This is a genomic window from Ruegeria atlantica (assembly GCF_013032005.1).
Taxonomy (GTDB): Bacteria; Pseudomonadota; Alphaproteobacteria; order Rhodobacterales; family Rhodobacteraceae; genus Ruegeria; species Ruegeria atlantica_A.
Genome location: NZ_WQBE01000002.1, coordinates 1 through 20,870, shown reverse-complemented (window position 1 = coordinate 20,870; position 20,870 = coordinate 1). Strand labels below are relative to the sequence as shown.

At 59.4% G+C, this 20,870-nt stretch carries 22 protein-coding genes; 11 read left to right on the top strand and 11 right to left on the bottom strand.

The window, feature by feature from the left end:
• Nucleotides 1–21: 21 nt before the first annotated feature.
• From GOX21_RS05895 to deoC, 3 genes are all read right to left on the bottom strand, one after another.
• Nucleotides 22–837 (bottom strand): SDR family oxidoreductase, encoded by an 816-nt coding sequence (locus GOX21_RS05895; protein ID WP_170360697.1) that lies wholly within the window; start codon nucleotides 835–837, stop codon nucleotides 22–24.
• A gap of 216 nt (nucleotides 838–1,053) precedes the next feature.
• A complete protein-coding gene (locus GOX21_RS05890) occupies nucleotides 1,054–3,387 on the bottom strand; it encodes an aldehyde dehydrogenase family protein (RefSeq protein ID WP_170376161.1) in 2,334 nt (777 codons plus the stop codon).
• A 10-nt stretch (nucleotides 3,388–3,397) separates the two neighbouring features.
• On the bottom strand, nucleotides 3,398–4,396 hold the full coding sequence (deoC, locus tag GOX21_RS05885; RefSeq protein WP_170376159.1) for a deoxyribose-phosphate aldolase: 999 nt from the start codon (nucleotides 4,394–4,396) through the stop codon (nucleotides 3,398–3,400).
• 200 nt (nucleotides 4,397–4,596) lie between these two features.
• Here deoC and GOX21_RS05880 point away from each other — a divergent pair, with 200 nt between their 5' ends.
• From GOX21_RS05880 to GOX21_RS05855, 6 genes are all read left to right on the top strand, one after another.
• On the top strand, nucleotides 4,597–5,565 hold the full coding sequence (locus tag GOX21_RS05880) for a metal ABC transporter solute-binding protein, Zn/Mn family (protein ID WP_170376157.1): 969 nt from the start codon (nucleotides 4,597–4,599) through the stop codon (nucleotides 5,563–5,565).
• Nucleotides 5,566–5,568: 3 nt separating this feature from the next.
• A complete protein-coding gene (locus tag GOX21_RS05875) occupies nucleotides 5,569–6,372 on the top strand; it encodes a metal ABC transporter ATP-binding protein (protein WP_170376709.1) in 804 nt (267 codons plus the stop codon).
• Between the two features lie 3 nt (nucleotides 6,373–6,375).
• A complete protein-coding gene (locus tag GOX21_RS05870) occupies nucleotides 6,376–7,581 on the top strand; it encodes a metal ABC transporter permease (protein ID WP_170376155.1) in 1,206 nt (401 codons plus the stop codon).
• Nucleotides 7,578–8,507, top strand: coding sequence for a metal ABC transporter permease (locus GOX21_RS05865; protein ID WP_170349825.1), 930 nt, complete (start codon nucleotides 7,578–7,580; stop codon nucleotides 8,505–8,507). The genes GOX21_RS05870 and GOX21_RS05865 overlap by 4 nt, the downstream gene beginning before the upstream one ends.
• A 283-nt stretch (nucleotides 8,508–8,790) precedes the next feature.
• A complete protein-coding gene (gene mutL, locus GOX21_RS05860) occupies nucleotides 8,791–10,650 on the top strand; it encodes a DNA mismatch repair endonuclease MutL (RefSeq protein ID WP_170376153.1) in 1,860 nt (619 codons plus the stop codon).
• 52 nt (nucleotides 10,651–10,702) lie between these two features.
• Nucleotides 10,703–11,932 (top strand): DNA recombination protein RmuC, encoded by a 1,230-nt coding sequence (locus GOX21_RS05855; RefSeq protein ID WP_170376151.1) that lies wholly within the window; start codon nucleotides 10,703–10,705, stop codon nucleotides 11,930–11,932.
• 3 nt (nucleotides 11,933–11,935) lie between these two features.
• Here GOX21_RS05855 and GOX21_RS05850 read toward each other — a convergent pair whose 3' ends face one another.
• The 3 genes from GOX21_RS05850 to GOX21_RS05840 are packed head-to-tail and all read right to left on the bottom strand — an operon-like array spanning nucleotide 11,936 to nucleotide 13,713.
• Nucleotides 11,936–12,340: a hypothetical protein gene (locus tag GOX21_RS05850; RefSeq protein WP_170349828.1), complete on the bottom strand. Its 405-nt coding sequence runs from the start codon at nucleotides 12,338–12,340 to the stop codon at nucleotides 11,936–11,938.
• Between the two features lie 55 nt (nucleotides 12,341–12,395).
• The gene (locus GOX21_RS05845) at nucleotides 12,396–13,046 is read right to left on the bottom strand and encodes a ChrR family anti-sigma-E factor (protein WP_170376149.1); all 651 of its coding nucleotides are present in this window, start codon (nucleotides 13,044–13,046) and stop codon (nucleotides 12,396–12,398) included.
• Between the two features lie 10 nt (nucleotides 13,047–13,056).
• Entirely contained in the window at nucleotides 13,057–13,713 is a 657-nt protein-coding gene (locus tag GOX21_RS05840; protein ID WP_170349830.1) for a sigma-70 family RNA polymerase sigma factor, read from the bottom strand.
• A 146-nt stretch (nucleotides 13,714–13,859) separates the two neighbouring features.
• On the opposite strand from GOX21_RS05840, the gene GOX21_RS05835 reads away from it, so the two are divergent.
• The 5 genes from GOX21_RS05835 (at nucleotide 13,860) to GOX21_RS05815 (ending at nucleotide 16,872) form a co-directional block, all read left to right on the top strand.
• A complete protein-coding gene (locus GOX21_RS05835; RefSeq protein ID WP_170376147.1) occupies nucleotides 13,860–14,633 on the top strand; it encodes a DUF1365 domain-containing protein in 774 nt (257 codons plus the stop codon).
• A gap of 86 nt (nucleotides 14,634–14,719) precedes the next feature.
• Nucleotides 14,720–15,037, top strand: a complete 318-nt coding sequence (locus GOX21_RS05830; protein ID WP_170326413.1) for a DUF3775 domain-containing protein — start codon at nucleotides 14,720–14,722, stop codon at nucleotides 15,035–15,037.
• 115 nt (nucleotides 15,038–15,152) lie between these two features.
• On the top strand, nucleotides 15,153–16,232 hold the full coding sequence (locus GOX21_RS05825; RefSeq protein WP_170376145.1) for a hypothetical protein: 1,080 nt from the start codon (nucleotides 15,153–15,155) through the stop codon (nucleotides 16,230–16,232).
• 159 nt (nucleotides 16,233–16,391) lie between these two features.
• A complete protein-coding gene (locus GOX21_RS05820; protein ID WP_170349833.1) occupies nucleotides 16,392–16,628 on the top strand; it encodes a DUF1127 domain-containing protein in 237 nt (78 codons plus the stop codon).
• A gap of 43 nt (nucleotides 16,629–16,671) precedes the next feature.
• The gene (locus GOX21_RS05815) at nucleotides 16,672–16,872 is read left to right on the top strand and encodes a DUF1127 domain-containing protein (protein WP_170349834.1); all 201 of its coding nucleotides are present in this window, start codon (nucleotides 16,672–16,674) and stop codon (nucleotides 16,870–16,872) included.
• Nucleotides 16,873–16,971: 99 nt separating this feature from the next.
• Here the strand turns inward: GOX21_RS05815 and GOX21_RS05810 are convergent, their stop codons facing one another.
• From GOX21_RS05810 to GOX21_RS21435, 5 genes are all read right to left on the bottom strand, one after another.
• Nucleotides 16,972–18,114 carry a saccharopine dehydrogenase family protein gene (locus tag GOX21_RS05810; RefSeq protein ID WP_170376143.1) on the bottom strand — a complete coding sequence of 381 codons (1,143 nt, stop codon included), beginning with the start codon at nucleotides 18,112–18,114 and terminating at the stop codon, nucleotides 16,972–16,974.
• Between the two features lie 3 nt (nucleotides 18,115–18,117).
• Nucleotides 18,118–19,173: a saccharopine dehydrogenase gene (locus GOX21_RS05805; protein WP_170376141.1), complete on the bottom strand. Its 1,056-nt coding sequence runs from the start codon at nucleotides 19,171–19,173 to the stop codon at nucleotides 18,118–18,120.
• Nucleotides 19,174–19,187: 14 nt separating this feature from the next.
• Nucleotides 19,188–19,802, bottom strand: coding sequence for a glutathione S-transferase family protein (locus GOX21_RS05800; RefSeq protein ID WP_170376707.1), 615 nt, complete (start codon nucleotides 19,800–19,802; stop codon nucleotides 19,188–19,190).
• 17 nt (nucleotides 19,803–19,819) lie between these two features.
• Nucleotides 19,820–20,470, bottom strand: coding sequence for a histidine phosphatase family protein (locus tag GOX21_RS05795; RefSeq protein ID WP_170360664.1), 651 nt, complete (start codon nucleotides 20,468–20,470; stop codon nucleotides 19,820–19,822).
• Between the two features lie 87 nt (nucleotides 20,471–20,557).
• Nucleotides 20,558–20,870, bottom strand: a 313-nt coding sequence (locus GOX21_RS21435) for a hypothetical protein (RefSeq protein WP_217353034.1), incomplete at its 5' end; no start/stop codon positions are given.

Sequence of the window (20,870 nt, the reverse complement as noted above, 5' to 3'; positions counted from 1 at the left end):
TCAAAGGGGGCTGAGCAACGCTCAGCCCTTTTTCCCCGCTGCGCTGCGCAGCATCTGCCCCATCATCTGCCCGAACTTGCCGGACCCGCGCTGATACAGCGCGCCATCAACGGACAGAACTGTGCCACTGATATAGCTGGCCATGTCCGAGCTGAGGAACAGGCAGGCATTGGCTACATCCTGTGTATTTCCCCAACGCCCCAGCGGCACATCGCGGCGCAGTTCCTCGTGGGCGTTTTCCGTTGGTGCCAGACGCCGTGCGCCTTCAGTTCCTTCAATAAATCCTGGCACTACCGAGTTCACGCGGATGCCTTCGACCCCCCATTCCATCGACAGGGTGCGAGTGATCTGATCGACCCCGGCTTTGGCCGCGCAAACATGGGCTTGCCCTTCGTAGGGCAGAAACGCCTGTGGGGCCGAGATATTGATGATGCTGGCGCCGGGGCGTTTGAGGTAAGGATAGGCCCCCTTCATCACATGAACGGTGCCCATCAGGTCGATATCCACCACGGTCTTGAACGCATTGACCGACATCTCGGAGGTCAGGGCCGGGAAATTCCCCGCCGCGCCAGAGACCAGAACGTCGAAATCACCCAAGGCGTCATGGAATTGTTTCAGCCCGTCCGCCACTGCCTGCGCATCGCGCACATCAAAGGCTGCGCCAACTACTTCGGCTGCGCCGGCCTCTTTTAGCGCGGCAAGCGTGTCATCGACCTTGTCCTGCGACCGGCTGGCGACGGCCAGTTTGGCACCCGAGGCCGCAAATGCCTCGGCGATGCCGCGATTGATGCCGCTGGTCCCGCCAATCACGATGACGGTTTTTTCTGCGAAGTCCATTTAGGTCTCCCTAGTTGTGATCAGCCACGTTTCCTTGACTCAGTTTGCCGCGCATCTCTTCAACCATTGGGATCACGAGGCTGTCGACGTTCGCAAGCAGGAAAGCCAAACAAACCAAAGCACCAACTGTGCACCAAATCACAAGGCGAACAACGGTGGTTCTAGTCGTTTTGTCTGTAGGTAGTACCAAATTGGCCGCTTCCTGATGCGGGAGCCCTACTCGCCGTAGGGCACCCAGATGTTTTTCACTTCGGTTGCAGCCTGCAGGAAGCGGCGCGAATGGTCCACGCCCCAATCAAATGCCGTCGCGTTATTCACCCAGGTCCGTTTCAGGTTCCCGGCCGAGACGACCTCGATCTCTTTCGACAGGTCGGTGGACGAGAATGACCAGACCGCATCGACGTTCAGGTGTGAGGCCAGCGGTTTCGCCAGTTCCACGTGGCTGCCGGTCAGGATGTTGACCACACCTGCGGGCACGTCGGACGTTTCAAGAATCTGGTAGAAGTCGGTTGCTGTCAGCGGATAGGGCTCGGACGCGACCAGAACTGTCCGGTTACCCATAGCGATCGCCGGGGCCATGGCCGAGACCAGACCCAGCAAAGGTGCCTCATCCGCGCACAGCGCGCCGATGACGCCAACGGACTCTTTCATGGCAATGGCAACGCCCCGGATCGGAACGCCATGCACTTGACCGTCATATTTGTCCGCCCAGGCGGCAGCGGTGAACAGGCGCTGGATCGAGGCCTCGACCTCTTTCGCACCATCCTTCTTACCGGTCATGGCATCGAGACGAGCCGCGAATTCATCAGCACGGGCCGACAGGTTTTCACCAATATAATACAAGATCTGCGCCCGCAGATGGCCAGTGGTTTTAGACCAGCCCTTGGCGCCCGCCGCAGCTTCAACCGCGTTGCGGACGTCCTTGCGGTTGGCTAGGCCCACATGACCCAAAAGGCCGGATTTACCCCAGACAGGCTTGGAATAGCCACTATCGGGTCTTGCCTGCTTGCCGCCGACATACATCTTGGCGGTGCGGTCGATGGGATCAACCGGAGCACCTTCGCCCAGGGTCGCCTCAACCTTGGCCAGCGGTTTGACCTTGCCCTTGGGCTTGGTATAGGCCGCCAGACCTTCCCAACCGCCTTCACGGCCAAAGCCGCTTTCGCGTACACCGCCGAATCCGGCGGCAGCATCGAACAGGTTGGTGGCATTGACCCAGACCACGCCCGCGACCAGTTTGGGCGCAATATCCAGTGCAAGGTTCACATTCTCGGTCCAGACCGTCGCGGCCAGCCCGTAGCGGGTGTTGTTGGCCAGCTCGACCGCCTCATCCGGAGTGCGGAAAGTGGACGATACCAGTACCGGGCCAAAGATTTCTTCCTGCATCAGCGGGTCTGAGGTTTCGAGCCCCGAGATCAGCGTCGGTGGGTAATAGCACCCATTGGCGGGCAGGTCGCAGGCCGCCTGATGAACGTGACCGGCGGTGTTGCTTTCGACCATGCTCTTGATGGTCTGCAACTGAACCGGGTCCACCACCGCGCCCACGTCGATACATTTGTCTAGAGGGTCGCCAATGCGCAGCTTGTCCATCCGCGCGCGCAGTTTCTCGTGGAAGCGGTCGGCGATGCCTTCCTGCACCAACAGGCGCGAGCCTGCGCAGCAGACTTGGCCTTGGTTGAACCAGATCGCGTCGACCAGACCTTCAATGGCTGAATCGATATCGGCGTCGTCAAAGACGATGTAAGCAGACTTGCCACCCAGCTCCAGAGTCAGTTCTTTGCCTGAGCCCGCAGTGGCTTCGCGGATGCGACGGCCCACAACGGTCGAGCCGGTAAAGGCGATCTTGTCCACGTCTGCGGAAACGATCATTTCGCCCACGGCACCGTCGCCGGTGACGATGTTGACCACGCCTTTCGGCAAACCGGCCTGGGAGCAGATATCAGCGAACAGCAGCGCGGTCAGCGAGGTGTATTCAGCCGGTTTCAGAACCACGGTGTTGCCCATCGCGATCGCAGGGGCGATTTTCCATGCCAACATCAGAAGCGGGAAGTTCCACGGAATGATCTGCCCGCACACACCCAACGCCTGCACATCGGGCAGCTCGCTTTTCATCAGCTGCGCCATGCCCGCGTGGTAGTGGAAATGCCGCTGCGCCAACGGGATGTCGATGTCGCGCGATTCCCGGATCGGCTTGCCGTTGTCGAGGCTTTCCAGCACGGCAAACAGGCGCGCGTGTTTCTGCAACAGCCGCGCAATGGCATAGAGGTATCGCGCACGGCCCGCACCGCCCAGCTTTTCCCATTTCGGTTGCGCCTTGCGGGCGGCGGCAACGGCTGCGTCCACATCGGCCTGTTTGGCTTGGGTCAGCTTGGCCAGCACCTCTCCGGTCGCGGGGTTGCGGCTTTCGAACCCTTTGCCGGGCTTGGTGAAGGCGCCGTCGATATAGTGACCGAACTTATCACCCTGATCGACCAGCCAGGCCAGTGCCTCGGCGGCGCTTTCGGGGGCGGGGCCGTAGTCCATGGTCTCGAAAATCTCTTTGACTGTCATTGTTCTGTCCTCAGCCCATCGAGTGACGGTAACCGGCCGAATAGGCTCCGGTCACATAGTGTTCCAATTGCCGTTCGATATCGCCCAACAAGGACGACGCGCCAAAGCGGTACAGGTCCGGTTGCAACCAGCGGTCGCCCAGCTCATCCTTGATCAGCGACAGGTAAACCAGCGCGTCCTTTGCTTTCGAGATGCCACCCGCAGGCTTATAGCCAACGCGATACCCGGTGCGGTCATAATAGTCGCGGATCGCGCGGATCATCACCAGCGACACGGGCAGGGTGGCGTTGACGCTTTCCTTGCCGGTCGAGGTCTTGATGAAGTCCGCCCCGGCCATCATGCAGACCAGCGAGGCGCGCGCGACGTTGCGCAGGCTGCCCAGCTCTCCGGTGGCAAGGATGGCCTTTACATGCGCATCACCGCAAGCCACGCGGAAGGCTTTCATCTCATCATACAGCGCCTGCCAATCTCCGGACAGCACGTGGCGGCGCGAGATGACGATGTCGATCTCTTCGGCGCCAGTTTTTACGCTTTCTTCGATTTCGGCTACACGCAGGTGGAACGGCGAAAGGCCCGCCGGGAAACCGGTTGACACAGCCGCAACCGGAATGCCGGTGCCTTTCAGCGCCTCAACCGCCGTGCCGATCATGTCGTGGTAGACGCAGACAGCCCCGGTGGTGATCGGCGGCATGTCCAGCGCCTGCAATACCGAAGGTGCCACCGGCTGACGCGCCTTGGCGCACAGGCGGCGCACCCGGCCCACGGTGTCATCGCCGGACAAGGTGGTCAGGTCGATCATGGTGATCGCCTTCAACAGCCACGCGGCCTGATACTCTTTTTTAACCGAGCGGCGACCGGGCAGCGTCGCGGCCCGGCGTTCGATGGCCGAGGTATTGGCCTGCACGGCGCGTACCCAATCCAGATCAAGATCCATGCCGGGGTTTCTGGGTTCGGTCACTTGCGGCAGATGCGCGGTGCGCACGGGGCTTTCTGAGCTCTGCGTATCCATAGTCACGTCCTTTGGGAGGTTTGCGCCAAAATCGCACGAGCCGCACGTAAAGGGAAGGTGCAGCAAGGTTCGATCTGCAAATTTTTTGACCAAATGGACAAAAATAGGCATTTTCTTGCGAATAATTCGCAATAGCGTTGACTTAGTTGCGAATGGTTCGCATATTCATTCTCAACAGGACACCAAATCGGGATCTGACTATGATTCGTCGCAGCTTTCTTGCAGCGCTGGCATTTGCGGCTGCTTTGCCTCTGACGGCTTGGGCCGAGACACCACTGGCCGAGACACCACTGAAAGTAGTCGCAACCACCGGTATGATTGCTGACGCCGCGCGTCAGGTGGGCGGGGACCAGGTCGAGGTGAAGGGCCTGATGGGTCCAGGAGTCGATCCGCATGCCTATCGCCAGACCCGCAGTGATATCGTTGCGATGACCCGTGCGGACCTGATCCTGTGGCACGGTCTGTATCTGGAAGCGCAGATGGAAGATTTCTTCCATGACCTCGGCCGCAAACGCACTGTGGTGGCCGTGGCTGAAGGGATCGACAAGTCCAAACTGCGTGGGCATGACGATTATGCCGACAAATACGACCCGCATGTGTGGATGAGCCCGACCCTGTGGCGTGATGTGGTGGTTGAGGTGCAAGAGGCCCTGACCGCAGCGCGCCCCGAAGCGGCGGATATTTTTGCCGCTAATGCGGAAGCGCATTTGGCCGAGCTTGATGCGCTGACCACCTATGCCAATCAGGCGCTTGCAGCTGTTCCCGAAAACAACCGCGTGCTGGTCACCGCGCATGACGCCTTTGGCTATTTCGGCGCGGCTTACGGCTATGAAGTGATGGGCATTCAGGGCATCTCGACCCAATCTGAGGCCGGGCTGAACCGGATCGGAGAGCTGGTGGATACGTTGGTCGATCAACAGCTGACGGCGGTGTTCGTTGAAAGCTCGGTCTCTGACCGGTCGATGCGGGCGCTGATCGAAGGAGCTGCTGCCAAAGGTCACGACGTGGGTGTGGGCGGCGAGCTGTATTCCGACGCCATGGGAGAGCCTGGCACGTATGAAGGCACTTATGTTGGCATGTTGGATCACAACATCACTGTCATCGCCGGGGCGCTGGGCGCGGATGTGCCTGATCGGGGTATGAACGGCAAACTATCGGCGGGGTTTTGAATGATGCTGGAACTGGCCGCTGATCAGGGTGTTTCAATTACCGGGCACAGTTTGCACGAGAGCCCTCTGGCCATTCGTGGATTGACCGTTTCCTATGGCCAGAAACCTGCGGTGTTCTCCGTGGATATGACCGTGCAGACCGGTGCGATGACGGCGATCATCGGACCTAATGGCGCGGGGAAATCGACCCTTCTCAAAGCCGCATTGGGGATTGTATCGCCGCTCTCCGGGCAGGTCACTGTCTTTGGCAAACCGCTGGAGCAGCAGCGTGCCCGCATCGCCTATGTCCCGCAGCGCGCCAGTGTGGACTGGGATTTCCCGACTCGCGTGATCGACGTGGTGCTGATGGGCCTGTCGCGGCAGTTGGGCCTGTTGGGCCGCATTCGAGCCCGACATATGTCGCGGGCCATGGATTGCCTGAACCGGGTCGGCATGCGCGACTTCGCGGATCGTCAGATTGGCCAGCTTTCCGGCGGTCAGCAGCAACGGGTATTTCTAGCCCGCGCATTGGCGCAAGAGGCTGATCTTTACCTGTTGGACGAACCTTTTGCCGGGGTCGATGCGGCCACAGAAAAGGCCATCATCGCGGTTTTGAAATCGCTGAAAGAGGCGGGCAAGACCGTCGTTGTCGTGCATCACGATCTGGCCACCGTTACCGATTATTTCGACCACGTCTTCCTGATCAACACCCGTAAGGTGGCCGAGGGAACAGTGGCCGAGGCCTTTACCGCCGAAACCCTGCAATCGGCCTATGGGGGCCGACTGGCCACCGCGCAGATCGACCAGATCTCACGCGCGCTGGGGTAAATCATGCTTTGGGATGCTCTGAGCCTGCAGCTTGGCTATAACGCCACGCTGGTTGCTATTGGTGCGACCTTACTGGGCGTATCCGCCGGGGTGACCGGCACTTTCCTGTTTCTACGCAAACGCGCGCTGGTCAGCGATGCGATCAGCCATGCGACCCTTCCCGGCGTGTGCCTGGCCTTCATGGTGCTGGTCGCTTTTGGCGGCGATGGACGCAATCTGATCGGTCTGCTTGCCGGATCGGCGATCTCGGCCTGGATTGGTCTGCTGTGTATGAACTGGCTGACCCGGCGCACGCGGCTGGCCGAAGATGCAGCTATTGGGGCGGTGCTGTCCGTTTTCTTCGGATTTGGCATCGTACTGCTGACCGTGATTCAAACCATGGGCGTTGGTCGTCAGGCGGGGCTCGAAGGGTTCTTGCTGGGCTCCACTGCCGGGATGTTGTGGGCGGATGCACTGATCATTGCGATTGGCGGGGCAGCGACGCTTGTTCTGGTGATGATCATCCGCCGTCCGATGACCATGGTGGCGTTTGACCCGGAATATGCCGCTGCACGGGGTCTGCCGGTGCATCGGATTGATCTGGCGATGATGGGATTGGTGATGGCCGTCACCGTTGTCGGGTTGAAGATCGTCGGGCTGATCCTGATTGTGGCATTGCTGATCATACCGCCCGTGACCGCGCGGTTCTGGACCGACCGCTCGGACCGAGTTGTTTTGCTCGCTGGTTTGGCGGGTGGGTTGGCCGGGTATCTGGGCGCGGCCCTGTCGGCCTCGGCGCCGAACCTGCCGACCGGTCCGATCATCGTGCTGGTTAGTTTTGGCTTTTTCGCGCTGTCCCTACTGTTTGCACCTGTTCGCGGTGTTCTGGCGGCGGTGTTGCAACATCTGAGATTCCAGCGCCGAGTGCATATTCGGCAAGGTTTGCTGGCGCTGGCACAAGGCCAGAAAATCTATGAACCGCTGACTCTGCGCTTGTTGAAACGCGCTGGCTTTGCCCGCGCCGATGGCGTTGCTACCGAGGCTGGTAAAGCCCGTGCCGCCAAGGCGTTGCGCGACGAAAGACGGTGGGAATTCGTGCGCGCGGATCAGGCGCATGAGGCGACGGCGGCGCTTTATGACGGGCTGCGCGATATCGAATCGGTGCTGACCCGCGATCAGATCGCGGATATCGACCGCCTGATCGGTGGCCCGCAGGAGGTCCAGCCATGAGCGGTGAAGAATTTGTCCCCCTGTCCCTGACGCCTCTGTTGATCGGGATCTTCGCCGCCATCGCCTGCGCCCTACCGGGGAATTTTCTTGTACTTCGCAAACAAGCCCTAATTGGGGACGCAATCAGCCACGTGGTGCTGCCCGGCATCGTTGTGGCCTTTCTGCTGACCGGAGCGATCTCGACCTGGCCCATGATGCTGGGCGCGGCGGGTGCAGCCATTGTTGCCGTTGTGATGATCGAGGCGATCCGGCGGCTGGGCCAGATTGAACCCGGTGCTGCGATGGGCGTGGTGTTCACCACCATGTTCGCAGGCGGTGTGCTGCTGCTGGAGCAGACCGATACCTCAACCGTGCATCTGGACGTGGAACATGCGCTATATGGCAATCTGGAAAGCCTGATCTGGCTGGATGCTGTGGGCTGGTCATCGCTGTTGGACCTGACGGCTTTGGCCGGGCTGCCGCCGGAGCTGCCGCGGATTGCGCTGACGCTGGTCGGGGTGGTCCTGTTCATCTGGCTGTTTTGGCGCCCGCTGAAAATTTCGACCTTCGACGAAGGCTTCGCACGCACCATCGGCATTCGCACCGGCGCGCTGGGTATGGCGTTGGTGATCGTGGCTGCAATATCGGCCGTGGCCGCGTTTGATGCAGTGGGGTCAATTATCGTGATCGCCATGTTCATTTGCCCCCCGGCGGCGGCGCGGATGATGACAAATCGGCTGGAAACCCAAATCGCCTGGAGCGTCATTTTCGCCAGCGTGTCGGCAATATCGGGCTATGTGCTGGCGGGCTACGGGCCGCTTTGGTTGGGCAGTACGGATGCGGTCAGCGCGGCGGGGATGATCGCAACCATGTCCGGCCTGATCCTGGCCTGCGCCGCATTGTGGGGCCCGTGCCGCTCCCGCGCCGGAGCGCCCCAAGCCACTTGACACGGCGCTTTCCCGCTGTTGGTCAATGCGAGGGGTCGGCTGAAATTCGCCCAGACGCCCAGCGAGGACAGAGTTAATGATTGTCGCGCCGCGTTTCGTGTTAGGCCCGCCGCAATAAATTTCTGAATGACCACCACTCACTTGGATCGTTCGGACAATCGTGGCAAGGTTTGCCGTCTGTTGACATCGGCGCAGCGCGATTGTTCGAACGCCCCCTCCCTCTTAAAAATAGGACTGCCAAATCAGTGGCAGAATCGTGTGCGCATATGCTAGGTCTGGTGGTATGGTGCAGGCAAACCCCAATATCAGCGAAATCCGCCCCGTAATCCGTCAACTTGACGATGCTGCAATCAACCGCATCGCTGCGGGTGAGGTGGTGGAACGTCCCGCCTCGGCTGTCAAAGAACTGGTGGAAAACGCCGTCGACGCCGGATCAACCCGGATTGCCATCGATATCGCTGATGGTGGCAAGACGTTGATTCGCGTCACGGATGATGGGTGCGGGATTTCGGCGGATGATCTGCCACTGGCCCTTTCGCGCCACGCGACATCCAAGATCGACGGGTCGGATCTGCTGAACATTCACACGTTCGGCTTCCGGGGCGAGGCGCTGCCGTCGCTGGGTGCGGTTGGGCGGCTGAACATAACCAGTCGGGTGCCGGGGTCAGATGCGGCCCAGATATATGTATCTGGTGGCAAGATGGAGGCGGTGAAACCCGCCGCCTTGCGTGCAGGCACGGTGGTCGAGCTGAGGGATCTGTTCTTTGCCACGCCCGCTCGGCTGAAATTCATGCGCACCGACCGGGCCGAGGCGCAGGCGATCACCGATACGGTCAAACGTCTGGCCATGGCCGAGCCCGCCATCACTTTTACGCTGCGCGATGTCTCGGGCGGGGGCGAAGGTCGCGTGACCTTTCGCGCCGATCGCGAAAATGGCGATCTGTTCGATGCGTTGCACGCCCGTCTGGCCCGCGTGATCGGGCGCGAGTTTGCCGAGAACGCATTGCAGATCGATGCGACTCGTGACGGTATTCGCTTGTATGGCTATGCTGCCTTGCCGACCTATTCGCGTGGCGCAGCGGTGGCGCAGTATCTCTTCGTCAACGGCCGTCCCGTGCGTGACAAGATGCTGACCGGTGCGCTGCGGGCGGCCTATTTCGATTTCCTCAGCCGTGACCGGCATCCGGCGGCCGCATTGTTTATCGACTGTGACCCGATGCTGGTGGATGTAAATGTTCACCCTGCAAAGTCTGAGGTTCGGTTCCGCGATCCCGGCGTGGCGCGGGGGCTGATCGTCTCGGCCTTGCGGCATGCGTTGGCCGAGGCGGGGCACCGAGCGTCCTCGACCGTGGCAAATGCAACGCTGGGCGCGATGCGGCCCGAACCGGCACAGCCCACTCCCGCCCGGGTGTATCAGATGGATCGTCCTTCGCCCGCAGCCCGGCAGGCCGCGTTTCACGCGCAGGCGCCGGGTTTTGCCGAACTGTCCCGCGATTATAGCGGTAGCATCGTGGAGGCGGCTCCGCCAGTTTCGACCACGGCAGAAGAGCCCCCGATGCAGGACCTGCCCTTGGGTGCAGCGCGCGGGCAAGTACATGAGAACTACATCATTGCCCAGACCGCTGATGGTATGGTGATCGTCGATCAGCACGCCGCGCATGAACGGCTGGTTTATGAAAAGCTAAAAACCCAGATGACCGAAAACGGCGTCGCCGCGCAGGCATTGCTAATCCCGGAAATCGTCGAGCTGTCCGAAGGCGACTGCGCGCGTCTGATGGCTGTTGCGGATGACCTGTCGCGCCTTGGGCTGACGTTGGAACCCTTTGGCGGCGGCGCCATCGCCGTGCGCGAAACACCTGCCATTCTGGGCGAAGTGGATGCCCGTGCAATGATCCTGGATATTCTGGATGAACTGGCCGATCAGGGCGAAAGCCAAACGGTGCAGGCGCGGATCGAAGCAATCCTCAGCCGGGTGGCCTGTCATGGCTCGGTCCGGTCTGGCCGCCGGATGCGGGCCGAGGAAATGAATGCTCTGCTGCGCGAGATGGAGGCGACTCCCCATTCCGGCCAGTGCAATCACGGGCGACCCACTTATGTGGAACTGAAGCTAAGCGACATCGAACGCCTGTTCGGGCGCAGTTGATCCCGACGCCCGGTCGGGTTATGAAGAATAAAACAAGAACATCCGAGGCGACATGATCGAGATTGCTGGCACAGAAATGGCTTTGAACGACCCTGTGGTGCTGATCGCGGGTGGAGTGGTGGCATTGATTCTGCTGCTGCTATTCCTGTCCTTGCGGGCAGCCAACCGTTCCGCCCGAATGGCAGAACCATTGGCGCGGCAGATGGCGCATTTGGGTCAACACGTGCAGCAACTGGGGCAGGGCCAGGAACAGTTGCGCGGTGGTTTGCAGCATGTGTCGGATACACAGGCCAATGCGCAGGTGCAGGTGATCCAGACGGTTGAATCGCGCCTGTCCTCGGTGCAGCAGCAGATGAATGACCGGTTGGCAGACAATGCGATGAAATCCGCTCGGGCTTTGGCCGAGATGCAGGAGCGAATGAAGGAATCGCTGCATGGCTCGTCGAAACAGACCGCGACGTCTCTGACACAATTGCAGGAACGTCTGGCCGCCATCGACAAAGCGCAGGACAATATCACCAAGCTGTCGGGCGATGTGCTGTCGCTGCAGGATATCTTGTCGAACAAGCAGACACGCGGCGCGTTTGGGGAGATTCAGCTGAACGATATCGTCTCGAAGGCATTACCGTCGGATAGCTTCCAATTGCAGGCGACTTTGTCAAACGGGCGTCGTGCGGACTGCTTGATCCACCTGCCAAACCCGCCGGGGCCGATTGTGATCGACAGCAAATTCCCGTTAGAGGCTTATGAAGCGCTGATTGGATCGACCAATGACGCCGAGCTTAAAGCAGCCGTGCAGATGTTTCGCAGCACGGTGCGCAAACACATCAACGACATTGCCGAGAAGTACATTCTGGACGGCGAAACCGCCGACGGCGCGCTTATGTTTCTTCCGTCCGAGGCGGTATATGCCGAGTTGCACGCCAAATTCCCGGAACTGGTGCAAGAGAGTTTCAGCAAGCGAGTCTGGATCGTTTCCCCCACCACCTGCATGGCGACGCTGAACACGATGCGGGCGATCTTGAAAGACGCGCGTATGCGAGAACAGGCGGGGGCAATCCGCAAGGAACTGGGCCTGTTGCACAAGGATGTGGAGCGTCTGGGGGACCGTGTTTCGAATCTTGATCGCCATTTCGGACAGGCAGCCAAGGATATCTCGGAAATCAAGATCAGTGCCGAAAAAGCCGGGCGTCGGGCACAGCGGTTGGACAACTTCGATTTCGAAGAGCTTGCCCCGGACGACCACAATAATGTGGTACCGCTGGGCAAATCCGAAGGCTAGGCTTTACTGGATCGACAGATCCAGATTGTAGCCGACTGTCTTATCAGTATCCCGATCATTGCCCATCAGATAGACGCGGATCGTATAATCTCCGTCTTCGGGCAGGTCGATGCGGGCGGTGTTGCCATCGATAGAGCCGTTGTAGATCGCAACGCCGTCACTGCCGGGTGGCAGGATGTTGAAGTAAATCACGCCATTGCCATTGGTGTCGCTGACCTTGAGATCGGCGAACATTTCCTGACCAGCCTGCGCGCCCAACATGTAATCGAAATACTCGTTGCCGGTAATTGCCCCATTCACCATCGTGCCGAAATTGCCGGGCTCGAATTTTACTTCTGCTGCACGCTGCGCCCAGGCCGTGCTGGTAAGGCTTGCGATCAATGCAGTCAGTATCAGATGATGTCTCATGAAACGTCTCCCGAACCTATTGATGAGTCAGTGTAGCACGAGCCGCATCAACGCTTCAGATTCGTAGGAATGGCTGGAACAGGCGCGGCATCAACTTGGTAAATTTCAAGGGCGCGTCAGTCACGGCCAGACAGATGCAATCCTCTGAGATATCGGCCGTCGGCGTGTGGTGCAGGCTTTCATCCGCAATCTCAACATCTCCACGACCGAAATGGTCGACCTCGTCCGAAAACGCGCCTTGCAGAACCATCGTCAGTTCCATGCCGTTGTGGCTGTGATCGGGCACGGCTGCACCGGCCGGAATGAATAGCAGGCGGGCGGTGGCCTCGCTCGTGGTGGGTAGGATCGCCTGTTTTACACCCATGCCGATGGATCGCCATTTGATGTCATTCACATCGCCGCCGACATAATCCTGCAAGGGCGCGGGCAGAACCGTGCATCCCGGACGTGCGGGTTTTGCAATCGGGGCTCCCTGAGCGATCAGCGCCATGGTTGCGGCTAGAGACCCATCGCTCATGCTGGTAGGGCTGTCCTGCTCTTGCAGAACACATCCGCCCACAGCGTCAAAACTTTCGGCCCGGGCGCGGCAGTGGTCACACAGGGACAGGTGTGTTGCCACCATCAGGTCGAACGCTTCGGGCAGGTTGCCCGCGGCGTAGGCCATCAACAGATCGTCTGTCAGGTGATGTTTGATATCATTGCTCATCTTCGTCATCTCAATTCATCGCATGGCGCAAGCGGTCCAGCGCCAGCCGTATCCGTGATTTGATCGTACCCAAGGGCAACCCGGTCTGAGATGCGATTTCTCGATGGCTCAGATCACCAAAATAGGCCTGTTCGATCAATTGTCTTTGCGCCTCGGGCAACGCCGCCATGGCGTCGCGCAGCTGCGCGGTTTCCTGTTGCAACGCGACCACGTCGTCCTGATCTGGTTCCGCCTCAGGCCCCCACCACAGATCCTCGGGTTCGGGTCGGCGTTGTTTGCGCAGGACATCGATGCGCTTGTTCCTTGCAATCGTGAACACCCAAGTGGCCACGGTCGCGCGAGTGGGATCGAACAGATGCGCCTTGTGCCACAAGGTCGCCATCACCTCTTGCGCGCATTCCTCGGCCAGCGCGGCGTCGGACCCTGACTTAATCAGGAACGCCTTGATGCGTGGCGCGAAGTGTTGGAACAGTTCGGCAAAGGCCGCCTGATCCTGCGCGTCCCGAATGCGCCTGACGTGGCTCACCCACTCAGTTCTGGTGTCGCAACTGCCATCCGCTTTGTTCACCGGCTTGCCCCTGATGCGTTTGCTTGCGCGCCGAGGTTTCAGTGCTGGCCTTTCGGCCGCCGGTTCATCCAAGGTCACGGTATCGATCTCGGTAAACATAACCACATTACGCGGCCCAGCCCAAGGCGGATCACTTTATTTGCTGTTTTTGATCCGGGTCACGTCAAATATCGTACTATCTGATAGAAACACATGAGGAAAAGAATGCCGCCGGAACGGTTTGCACGGAGATCGGAGAAAACTGAGTGAACACGGTCGACCATATTTCAGGCCATACCTTTCACGGGCGCAAGGGCGCGATCCAGAACGCCTTTCGGTATTCCGTCGACTACATCTTGCTGGATCCGGAAAGCCATCCGGCCACTCCGGCGCTGTTTTCCCTGAACCGGACTAATGTCACCAGCTGGCGGGAGCGCGACCATGGTGGTGAGCCAGGGCAGGGGCGCGGTGTGGCCTGGCTGCGGGAGCAGTTTGACCAGATGGGCGTGACCCAACCGGATCACGTGACATTGCTGACCCAGCCGCGAGTGTTCGGCCATGTGTTCAATCCGGTCAGCTTCTGGTTTTGCTTTGATGTTGACGGACAGCTTTACGCCGTGGTGGCCGAGGTCACAAACACCTATGGCACGCGCCACAGCTATCTGTGCCACACCCCCAACTTTGCGCCGATCCGACCCTCGGACCGGATCGTGGCGGACAAGCTGATGCATGTCTCGCCGTTTCAAAAGGTCGAAGGGTCTTATACCTTCCGGTTTGACTATCGCCCGGACCGGGTGGGTGTCTGGATCGATTACGGGCGCGACTATGGTGGGCTGATTGCAACCCTGACCGGACGGCGGGCTCCGCTGACCAATCGCACGATCCTGTGGTCTTTGCTGCGCCGACCTTTTGGTGCGCGCCGCGCGTTTTTCCTGATCCTGTGGCAGGCGGTGAAGTTGAAGGCGAAAAAGGCCCGGTTCCGCCCGTTTCGTACAGCCCCCATTCCCGACCACCCGGTTTCCCGCATTCGCGAGCCTTAAGCTGGCATAGTTTGCGTAAGATCAAAGACTCAGGCGCCGTGGGGTGGTTGTGCTAGGATGAAACCGCGAACACGAGGAGTTGGGTCATGTTGGAAATCTCGGCAAGAAAAATCGCTCAGGTCGCCATGATGGGGCGTGAATTGAACCGCGCTGAGGGCGAACTGCGCGCCTTTATCGACCGTATGGGTGAGGACGAGCAGGCCGAGTTGGTTGCTGTCATGTGGATCGGACGTGAAAGCTTTTTCGCCGAGGATCTGGCCGAAGCCATCGCAACCGCAAAATCCGAGGCCTCGACCCCCTGCGCCGATTATCTGATCGGCACACCACACCTGTCGGATCACCTAGAAAACGGTCTGGATGCGCTGGGGATTTCAGCCGAGGACGTGGAAAACGATCTGATGTAGGCCGGTTTGAACGAAGCGCCTTTTCCCCATGCCTGGTGGTCATCAAATCCGACCGCCAATTCGGCGGCGCAAAGAACAGTTGCAGCAGGGTCGTAAACTGGTGGATGCTCGAACCATGCGACTCGATTGGCGTATTCTAGTGGGACTTGTGTTTGCCGTGGCCAGCATGGCCGCTCCGCGCGTTTCGAACGCCTGTTCAGTTTGTACAACATTGCCGGAATACTCTCTTGCAGACCGTATTCTGTCTGCGCGTGTGATTGTTCTGGCTGCGCCGTCGCCGACCAATCCCTTTAAGTACGCCTCGGTTTCTGTGCTGAAAGGCGCGCCCGCGCAGCTAGAGACCCTACCGGATATCCCATTCCTGGTTGACAGCGTGACGCGATCAGCCTTCCGCGTCGACCCTGAAAGAGTTGTTTTGATGATCTACGGCAGCGGATCTGTGGACAAGTCAGGCCGCAGCTTCGCAACCGCCTGGTCCAAAGGTTTCCTGATGACGCAAGAGCGGGCAGCTTTTCTGGAAGGGGTGCGTGTTCAGGGTAAACACTGGATCGTCGGAAAGACGGCTAACCCTGCACGCGTCACTTTTTTTAGCCAATATCTGACGCATGAAGACAGGCTGTTGCGCAATGCCGCGCTTGCAGAGGTTCATCGCGCACCGTATCCGACTGCCCGACAGGTGCGGGACGTTGTGACAACGGCGTCTTTGTTGCAGGAGTTGCGCGATGTAAATCGCCTTGCTTATGCGCCGGCTGTCATTCGATTGTTGGGTATGCAATCCGATCCTGCCGCGCAGGCATTCGTTCGACAGCGGTATCAGCCCGCGTTGCGTGCCGGTGACCGGAACATAGCGGATTGGGCGCTGGCCGGGATCGAGGTGGACGGCGCAGACGCAGTAGAAGCGATTGGGCAGGCGTTAGCGCAGGCGAACTGGTCGCCAGAAGATAAGCAGAAGCTAATTCAGGTTCTTGCCGTTGGCGGTTCCACATGGCCGGAATTGCAAGAACAAATACTGGAGATTTACAAGCTTGAGCTTGAACGCAGCGCGGAACTGGCAGGCTGGATCGCCTTGTCTGTACGGACATGGGAAACGGATGCATTGACGGCGTCGTTCAAACAAGTTTTGGCGCGTGAAGACCTCGATGCCGCGGTTTTGTTTCTGGTTCAAAACGCGCTGGATATTAGTGATTTTGATTAAATTATTTTATTTCAGATGATTACACCTGACCGTGCCATGTTGTCGGCGTCTGGTCCTGCGAAGATTAAGCGGATTTAATCCAACCCTCCGACGCTTTTAACCCCGAACCCTTTTCTCTGTTTCAACGACAAACGCAATTCAGAGTTAAAGGAGAAAGTCATGGGATACGCACAAACAGTTACGCCGCAAAAGGGGCTCTTCTTCGGTCTGTTCTCGAATTACGCCGAAGCACGGGTCGAACATTTTCGCCGCGATATCTTTGCCAAATCCGTTCGGGCACTGGAAAACCTCAGTGATCGTCAATTGGCAGACATCGGCATCCCACGCAGTGAGATCAAGCAACGCGCCTATGAGAGCGTTTATCACAAGAAGCCTTACTCGGGCACCGCACACTGATCCACGGGCCGCGCCGAATATCGTAAATTACTTGGAGGAGAAAATGTTTGATTTTAACCCAAATCGCGACCAGTCGATAAATGCCAGTTCCGTTTTGTTGTTCGACCGGGCGATGCGGTTGCAGGCGATCAGTTCCAGCATCGTACGCGCCGCACAAGATCTGAACCGCCTGAACGATTCCGAACTCGCCGAACTGGGCATCAACCGCAGCGATATCGACACCGTGATCGAGCGCTACATCTGACCGATCGCGATGCAAGACAAACCAAAAGCCATTCCGATATTTCGGGATGGCTTTTTTAACCTTTAAGCGGCCCATTCTCGAACGGGCGATGTCAGCCGTTCATTTCAACTGGTCTACGATCTGAAGATGCTGAGCCAGCGTGTCGATTTCGGCCATCCAGTCCTGTACCAGTTTCGGGTCACTGGGGGCGGCGTGGACGCCGGCTGGGATGGCGCGGTTCAGGACCGCCTCGACCGCAAGCGACACCGGGATCGACACCAGTCGCGCCATGGCGGTGCCACGCGCGTCACCCCAGGCGTCCATCACATAGGTCTTGTGCCAGACCGGGATGCCGTCTTTTTCCGCCTTCAGTCCGACGCACAGGACCACGCGGTCGGGTTCGCCCTCGTCATAGGCGTTTTCTTCCCAGAACTGGTCTGACATCTCTTTCAAGCGCGCGTCACCTTCGGGGCCGGACAGGGTTTCGATTTCGCGGAATACATCAGACCACGCATCGGCCCAGCCGTTCAGGCGCAGGGTGCCGCGGACAAATTCCTTGACCGGCCAGTGCTTTTCAAAGTGGTACTGCTCCATGAACGGGATCGAGTCGCGGTTGGGGTAGACCTCAAAGCTTTCGGGCGTCGGCAGCGGCGCGATATAGCTGGTGATTGCGTCCCAGGGGCGGGCCACGTCCAGCGGGGCGTAATCGCGGATCGACTTGGACGGCGAACGCAGCGCCTTGAGCACACCAAGCGGCGACCAGCTGAATTTGTAACGGAACGGGTTGGGATTCTTCGGAATGCCACCGCAATACGAAATGAAGCTCAGGTGGTTCTGGGCATCGAACGCATCCGAGGCGCGGTAGTCATCGACCAGAGCATGCGCCATCAGGTGGTCTATGCCTGGGTCCAGCCCGACCTCATTCACCAGTGCCACACCGGCTTCGCGGGCCTTGTCGTCCAGCGCACGCATCTCGGGCGCGATATAAGAGGACGAGACGAAATTGGCCTGTTTCGCGATGGCCAGCTCGGCCAGCGGCACGTGCCAGTCACCCGGCAGCATCGAGACGATCACGTCGCCCTTTTCCAGCACCGCACCCAGCGCATCGATGTCAAAGGCGTGGATGTCGTCGGTCAGGTCACCGACCTCGGCCTTGGCTTTTTCGATGGTCCGGTTCCAGACGGTGACCTTGTGCCCGCCTTCAATCAGGCGGCGCAGGCCGGGGATGGCCGACAGGCCGGTGCCACACCAATGAATCGTCATCGCTCAGAATCCTTCGATATGAGTGTTATAGGTCGCCGCCGCCCGGCCCCAGACACCGGCGTTCAGATTGGTCAGGGTCAGCAACGAAGGCAGCAATTGCGCGGCATAATCTTGCGAGCTTTCGACCGGGAGCATTGACGGAAGGTTGTCGATGGCCATCACGTCCATCACCGGATCAGTCGCCACACGCAGGGCAGGGGCGTCCCAGGAGGTTGCACGGTCATAAACGGGCACCGGGTTGTAATCGCTGTCGGGGTCGCAGGCTACATCGCCAATAGCGGTCAGCTTGCGCGGCGCGGTCAAAGCCTCACGCGGTACAAAGACCGGGGTGCCGGGGCGCGCAAAGATGCAGTTCAGGAACAGATTGTGGTCAAGGATTTCCGGGAACGGTCCGCCGCTAGACGTTTCGGCCATGTCCCATTTGGTAACGCTGACCCCCATGGCCTCGCATAAGTCTGCAGCCCCGGTGCCCACTCGGCCCAGAGCGCCTATGACAATGGCGCGGGGGCGAGTTGCGCCCGTTGCATCCAATTCAGTCAGCAACTCCGCGTTCAGCGCGTCTTTGCTGGCATACACACCGACCGGCGGGCATTGCTGACCTCGTTGCTGCGCTGCCCAGGTCTTGAGCGTCACAGCAGCGCCCGCATATCCAGCCCAATAGCCGAAGGCGGCGACGCGGCGGCCAGCTTCGTCCACCAGATATTCCAGATCATAGAGCGTTCCGCCGCCGGCCTTGAACCGCGCAAGCAGCGCACGGCCTGAATGCTGACCCTTGTAGGCGTGGCCGAACATGATGTGGCGGTGGGGCAGGGGCGTACCGTCTTCGGGCAGTTCCTTGAGGCCGAAGATGATCGCATCCAGTGGTGCCCGGGGCCAGGAGTTTTCGGGCGCGATCTCGCATCCGACCTCTCTGTAGCCATTAATCGGGATTGCGCGCACGGAACTTTCCTCAACCGTCACGCGGATGCCGGCTGCGATCAGATCAGCAGCGCCTTCGGGGGTCAGCCCGACCCGTTCCTCATTCGGGCGCTGTTCTGCCCGGACCCAAAGATGTGTCATGCGTTATCCTTTTGTCAAAGCATTCCGGCGGCGCGCACCGCCTGAACCGAAGAACGTGCCTCCATCGCCGCGCGGAAGGTCAGAATTTTGGGAAAGGCCGAGACGTCGACGCCGTCGACTTCCAGCCAACTGCAAACCACATAGAGATAAGCATCTGCCAGAGAGACCGCCTCGCCCAATACAAACGGCCCGCGCAACCCGTTGGAGGAGATATAGTCGCAGGACGCGGTCATCGTCTGTGGAACCTTGTCCGTCATGTCTTTCCAGCTGGATTTCTTGTCGGCCCAGCGGGCGCCGCGCAATTTGTGCGCGTGATTCACATGCATGGTCGAGGCCAGATAATACATCACCTCGCGCATCCGGGCGGCCATGATCGGATCGGTGGGCACCAATTCGGCTTCGGGCGCCTTGGCCGCGAGATATTCCAGCAGAGCACCGGTTTCGGTCAGGATACCGCCATCAACCACCAGTGCCGGAACCCGGCCCTTGGGGTTGATTTGTTTATAAGCTGGTTTCGTTTGTTCTCCCCCAGCGAAATCCAGTTGGATCGCTTCATACTCTAGCCCAGCCTCTTCCAACGCAATGGCAACAGCGACCGAGATTGTGCGGGGGGCATAGTATAGCTGCATCATAATGGCCTCCGAGGTCAAAGGTGGGTTTGCGCGTATTGCCTGTCGGGCGAGTCCAGGTGCGGCACCGCATTGAACAGAACCGGGCTTAGCTGCGCGCCGATCGGGTGCAGGCGATGCAGCGACGTGTTCATGATGGCCAGCGCCACCCGTGCCATCGCCGGGATATCCAGACCCATCGCTTGCCGTACCACCATTGAAATCAACCCGCCCGAGGTCACAACGATGGCCGGCCCGCCCTCGGTTCCAATCTCGCGCAAAGCGTCCGAGACACGGGTTTCGAACTCGGCAAAGGTTTCGGGCGTATCCGTGATCTCACCCCGGGCCCAGGCGGCAAAGGTGCGGGGCAGATGTTCGACAAAGCCCTCTCGGTCGGTGGGGATCGCCACGCCGTGCTGCTGTTCATATAGCTGCGCGATGGTGAAATACTCGATCTCATTCAGGCGTGCGTCCCGGATTGGGTCAGGCAAGCCCATGCTGGCCGCAGTTTCCACATGTCGCTGCAACGTGCCGCAATAGACCCGCGGGTAATGGGCGCGCGTATCCTGCAGGTGCGCCCCCAGCCAGCGGGCCTGCTGATGGCCCAGATCGCTGAGCCTGTCATAGCTTTCTTCATCCCGTGCGGTGGTGTTGGCCTGTCCGTGACGCACCAGTGTAATATGTGACATTGCAATTCCTCTTGGGCGAAGTCTTAGGGCAGGATTTGGAAAGGGGCCAGAGGCGTTTGTCAGGGGGCGGGCAAAAACCGACCCTCGTCAAAGGTTTTGCGTGTTCGTTTTCAGACCTGCGATTTCGCGATGTGATTGTTGCTCAACGGAAAATAGTTTCCTATACGATACAAGGCCGCTGCATGCGGCTGTATACGCTTTGTATCGGCTATCATGGCAAATCCTGTTGACTCGCAATAGCGTCCCGGGAACCTTGGTGTTGATTGTAAAAGGGTTGCCATTGCAGACCGCACGGTGATCTTTCAAAACGGCATTCGAAAGGCCCGGATTATGAGCACCGAACCGAAACGCACTCCTCTCTACGATCTCCATGTTGAGTTGGGAGGCAAGCTGGTTGATT

Bases quoted from the DNA above. Each gene is read 5' to 3' on its own strand.
- GOX21_RS05830 (WP_170326413.1), top strand. From the start codon at position 14,720: ATGTTGGAAATCTCGGCAAGAAAAATCGCTCAGGTCGCCATGATGGGG.
- GOX21_RS05845 (WP_170376149.1), bottom strand. From the start codon at position 13,046: ATGAGCAATGATATCAAACATCACCTGACAGACGATCTGTTGATGGCC.
- GOX21_RS05840 (WP_170349830.1), bottom strand. From the start codon at position 13,713: ATGTTTACCGAGATCGATACCGTGACCTTGGATGAACCGGCGGCCGAA.
- GOX21_RS05855 (WP_170376151.1), top strand. From the start codon at position 10,703: ATGATCGAGATTGCTGGCACAGAAATGGCTTTGAACGACCCTGTGGTG.
- deoC (WP_170376159.1), bottom strand. From the start codon at position 4,396: ATGGATACGCAGAGCTCAGAAAGCCCCGTGCGCACCGCGCATCTGCCG.
- GOX21_RS05800 (WP_170376707.1), bottom strand. From the start codon at position 19,802: ATGCAGCTATACTATGCCCCCCGCACAATCTCGGTCGCTGTTGCCATT.
- mutL (WP_170376153.1), top strand. From the start codon at position 8,791: ATGGTGCAGGCAAACCCCAATATCAGCGAAATCCGCCCCGTAATCCGT.
- GOX21_RS05805 (WP_170376141.1), bottom strand. From the start codon at position 19,173: ATGACACATCTTTGGGTCCGGGCAGAACAGCGCCCGAATGAGGAACGG.
- GOX21_RS05880 (WP_170376157.1), top strand. From the start codon at position 4,597: ATGATTCGTCGCAGCTTTCTTGCAGCGCTGGCATTTGCGGCTGCTTTG.
- GOX21_RS05810 (WP_170376143.1), bottom strand. From the start codon at position 18,114: ATGACGATTCATTGGTGTGGCACCGGCCTGTCGGCCATCCCCGGCCTG.
- GOX21_RS05795 (WP_170360664.1), bottom strand. From the start codon at position 20,470: ATGTCACATATTACACTGGTGCGTCACGGACAGGCCAACACCACCGCA.
- GOX21_RS05815 (WP_170349834.1), top strand. From the start codon at position 16,672: ATGTTTGATTTTAACCCAAATCGCGACCAGTCGATAAATGCCAGTTCC.
- GOX21_RS05875 (WP_170376709.1), top strand. From the start codon at position 5,569: ATGCTGGAACTGGCCGCTGATCAGGGTGTTTCAATTACCGGGCACAGT.
- GOX21_RS05850 (WP_170349828.1), bottom strand. From the start codon at position 12,340: ATGAGACATCATCTGATACTGACTGCATTGATCGCAAGCCTTACCAGC.
- GOX21_RS05865 (WP_170349825.1), top strand. From the start codon at position 7,578: ATGAGCGGTGAAGAATTTGTCCCCCTGTCCCTGACGCCTCTGTTGATC.
- GOX21_RS05890 (WP_170376161.1), bottom strand. From the start codon at position 3,387: ATGACAGTCAAAGAGATTTTCGAGACCATGGACTACGGCCCCGCCCCC.
- GOX21_RS05870 (WP_170376155.1), top strand. From the start codon at position 6,376: ATGCTTTGGGATGCTCTGAGCCTGCAGCTTGGCTATAACGCCACGCTG.
- GOX21_RS05825 (WP_170376145.1), top strand. From the start codon at position 15,153: ATGCGACTCGATTGGCGTATTCTAGTGGGACTTGTGTTTGCCGTGGCC.
- GOX21_RS05895 (WP_170360697.1), bottom strand. From the start codon at position 837: ATGGACTTCGCAGAAAAAACCGTCATCGTGATTGGCGGGACCAGCGGC.
- GOX21_RS05820 (WP_170349833.1), top strand. From the start codon at position 16,392: ATGGGATACGCACAAACAGTTACGCCGCAAAAGGGGCTCTTCTTCGGT.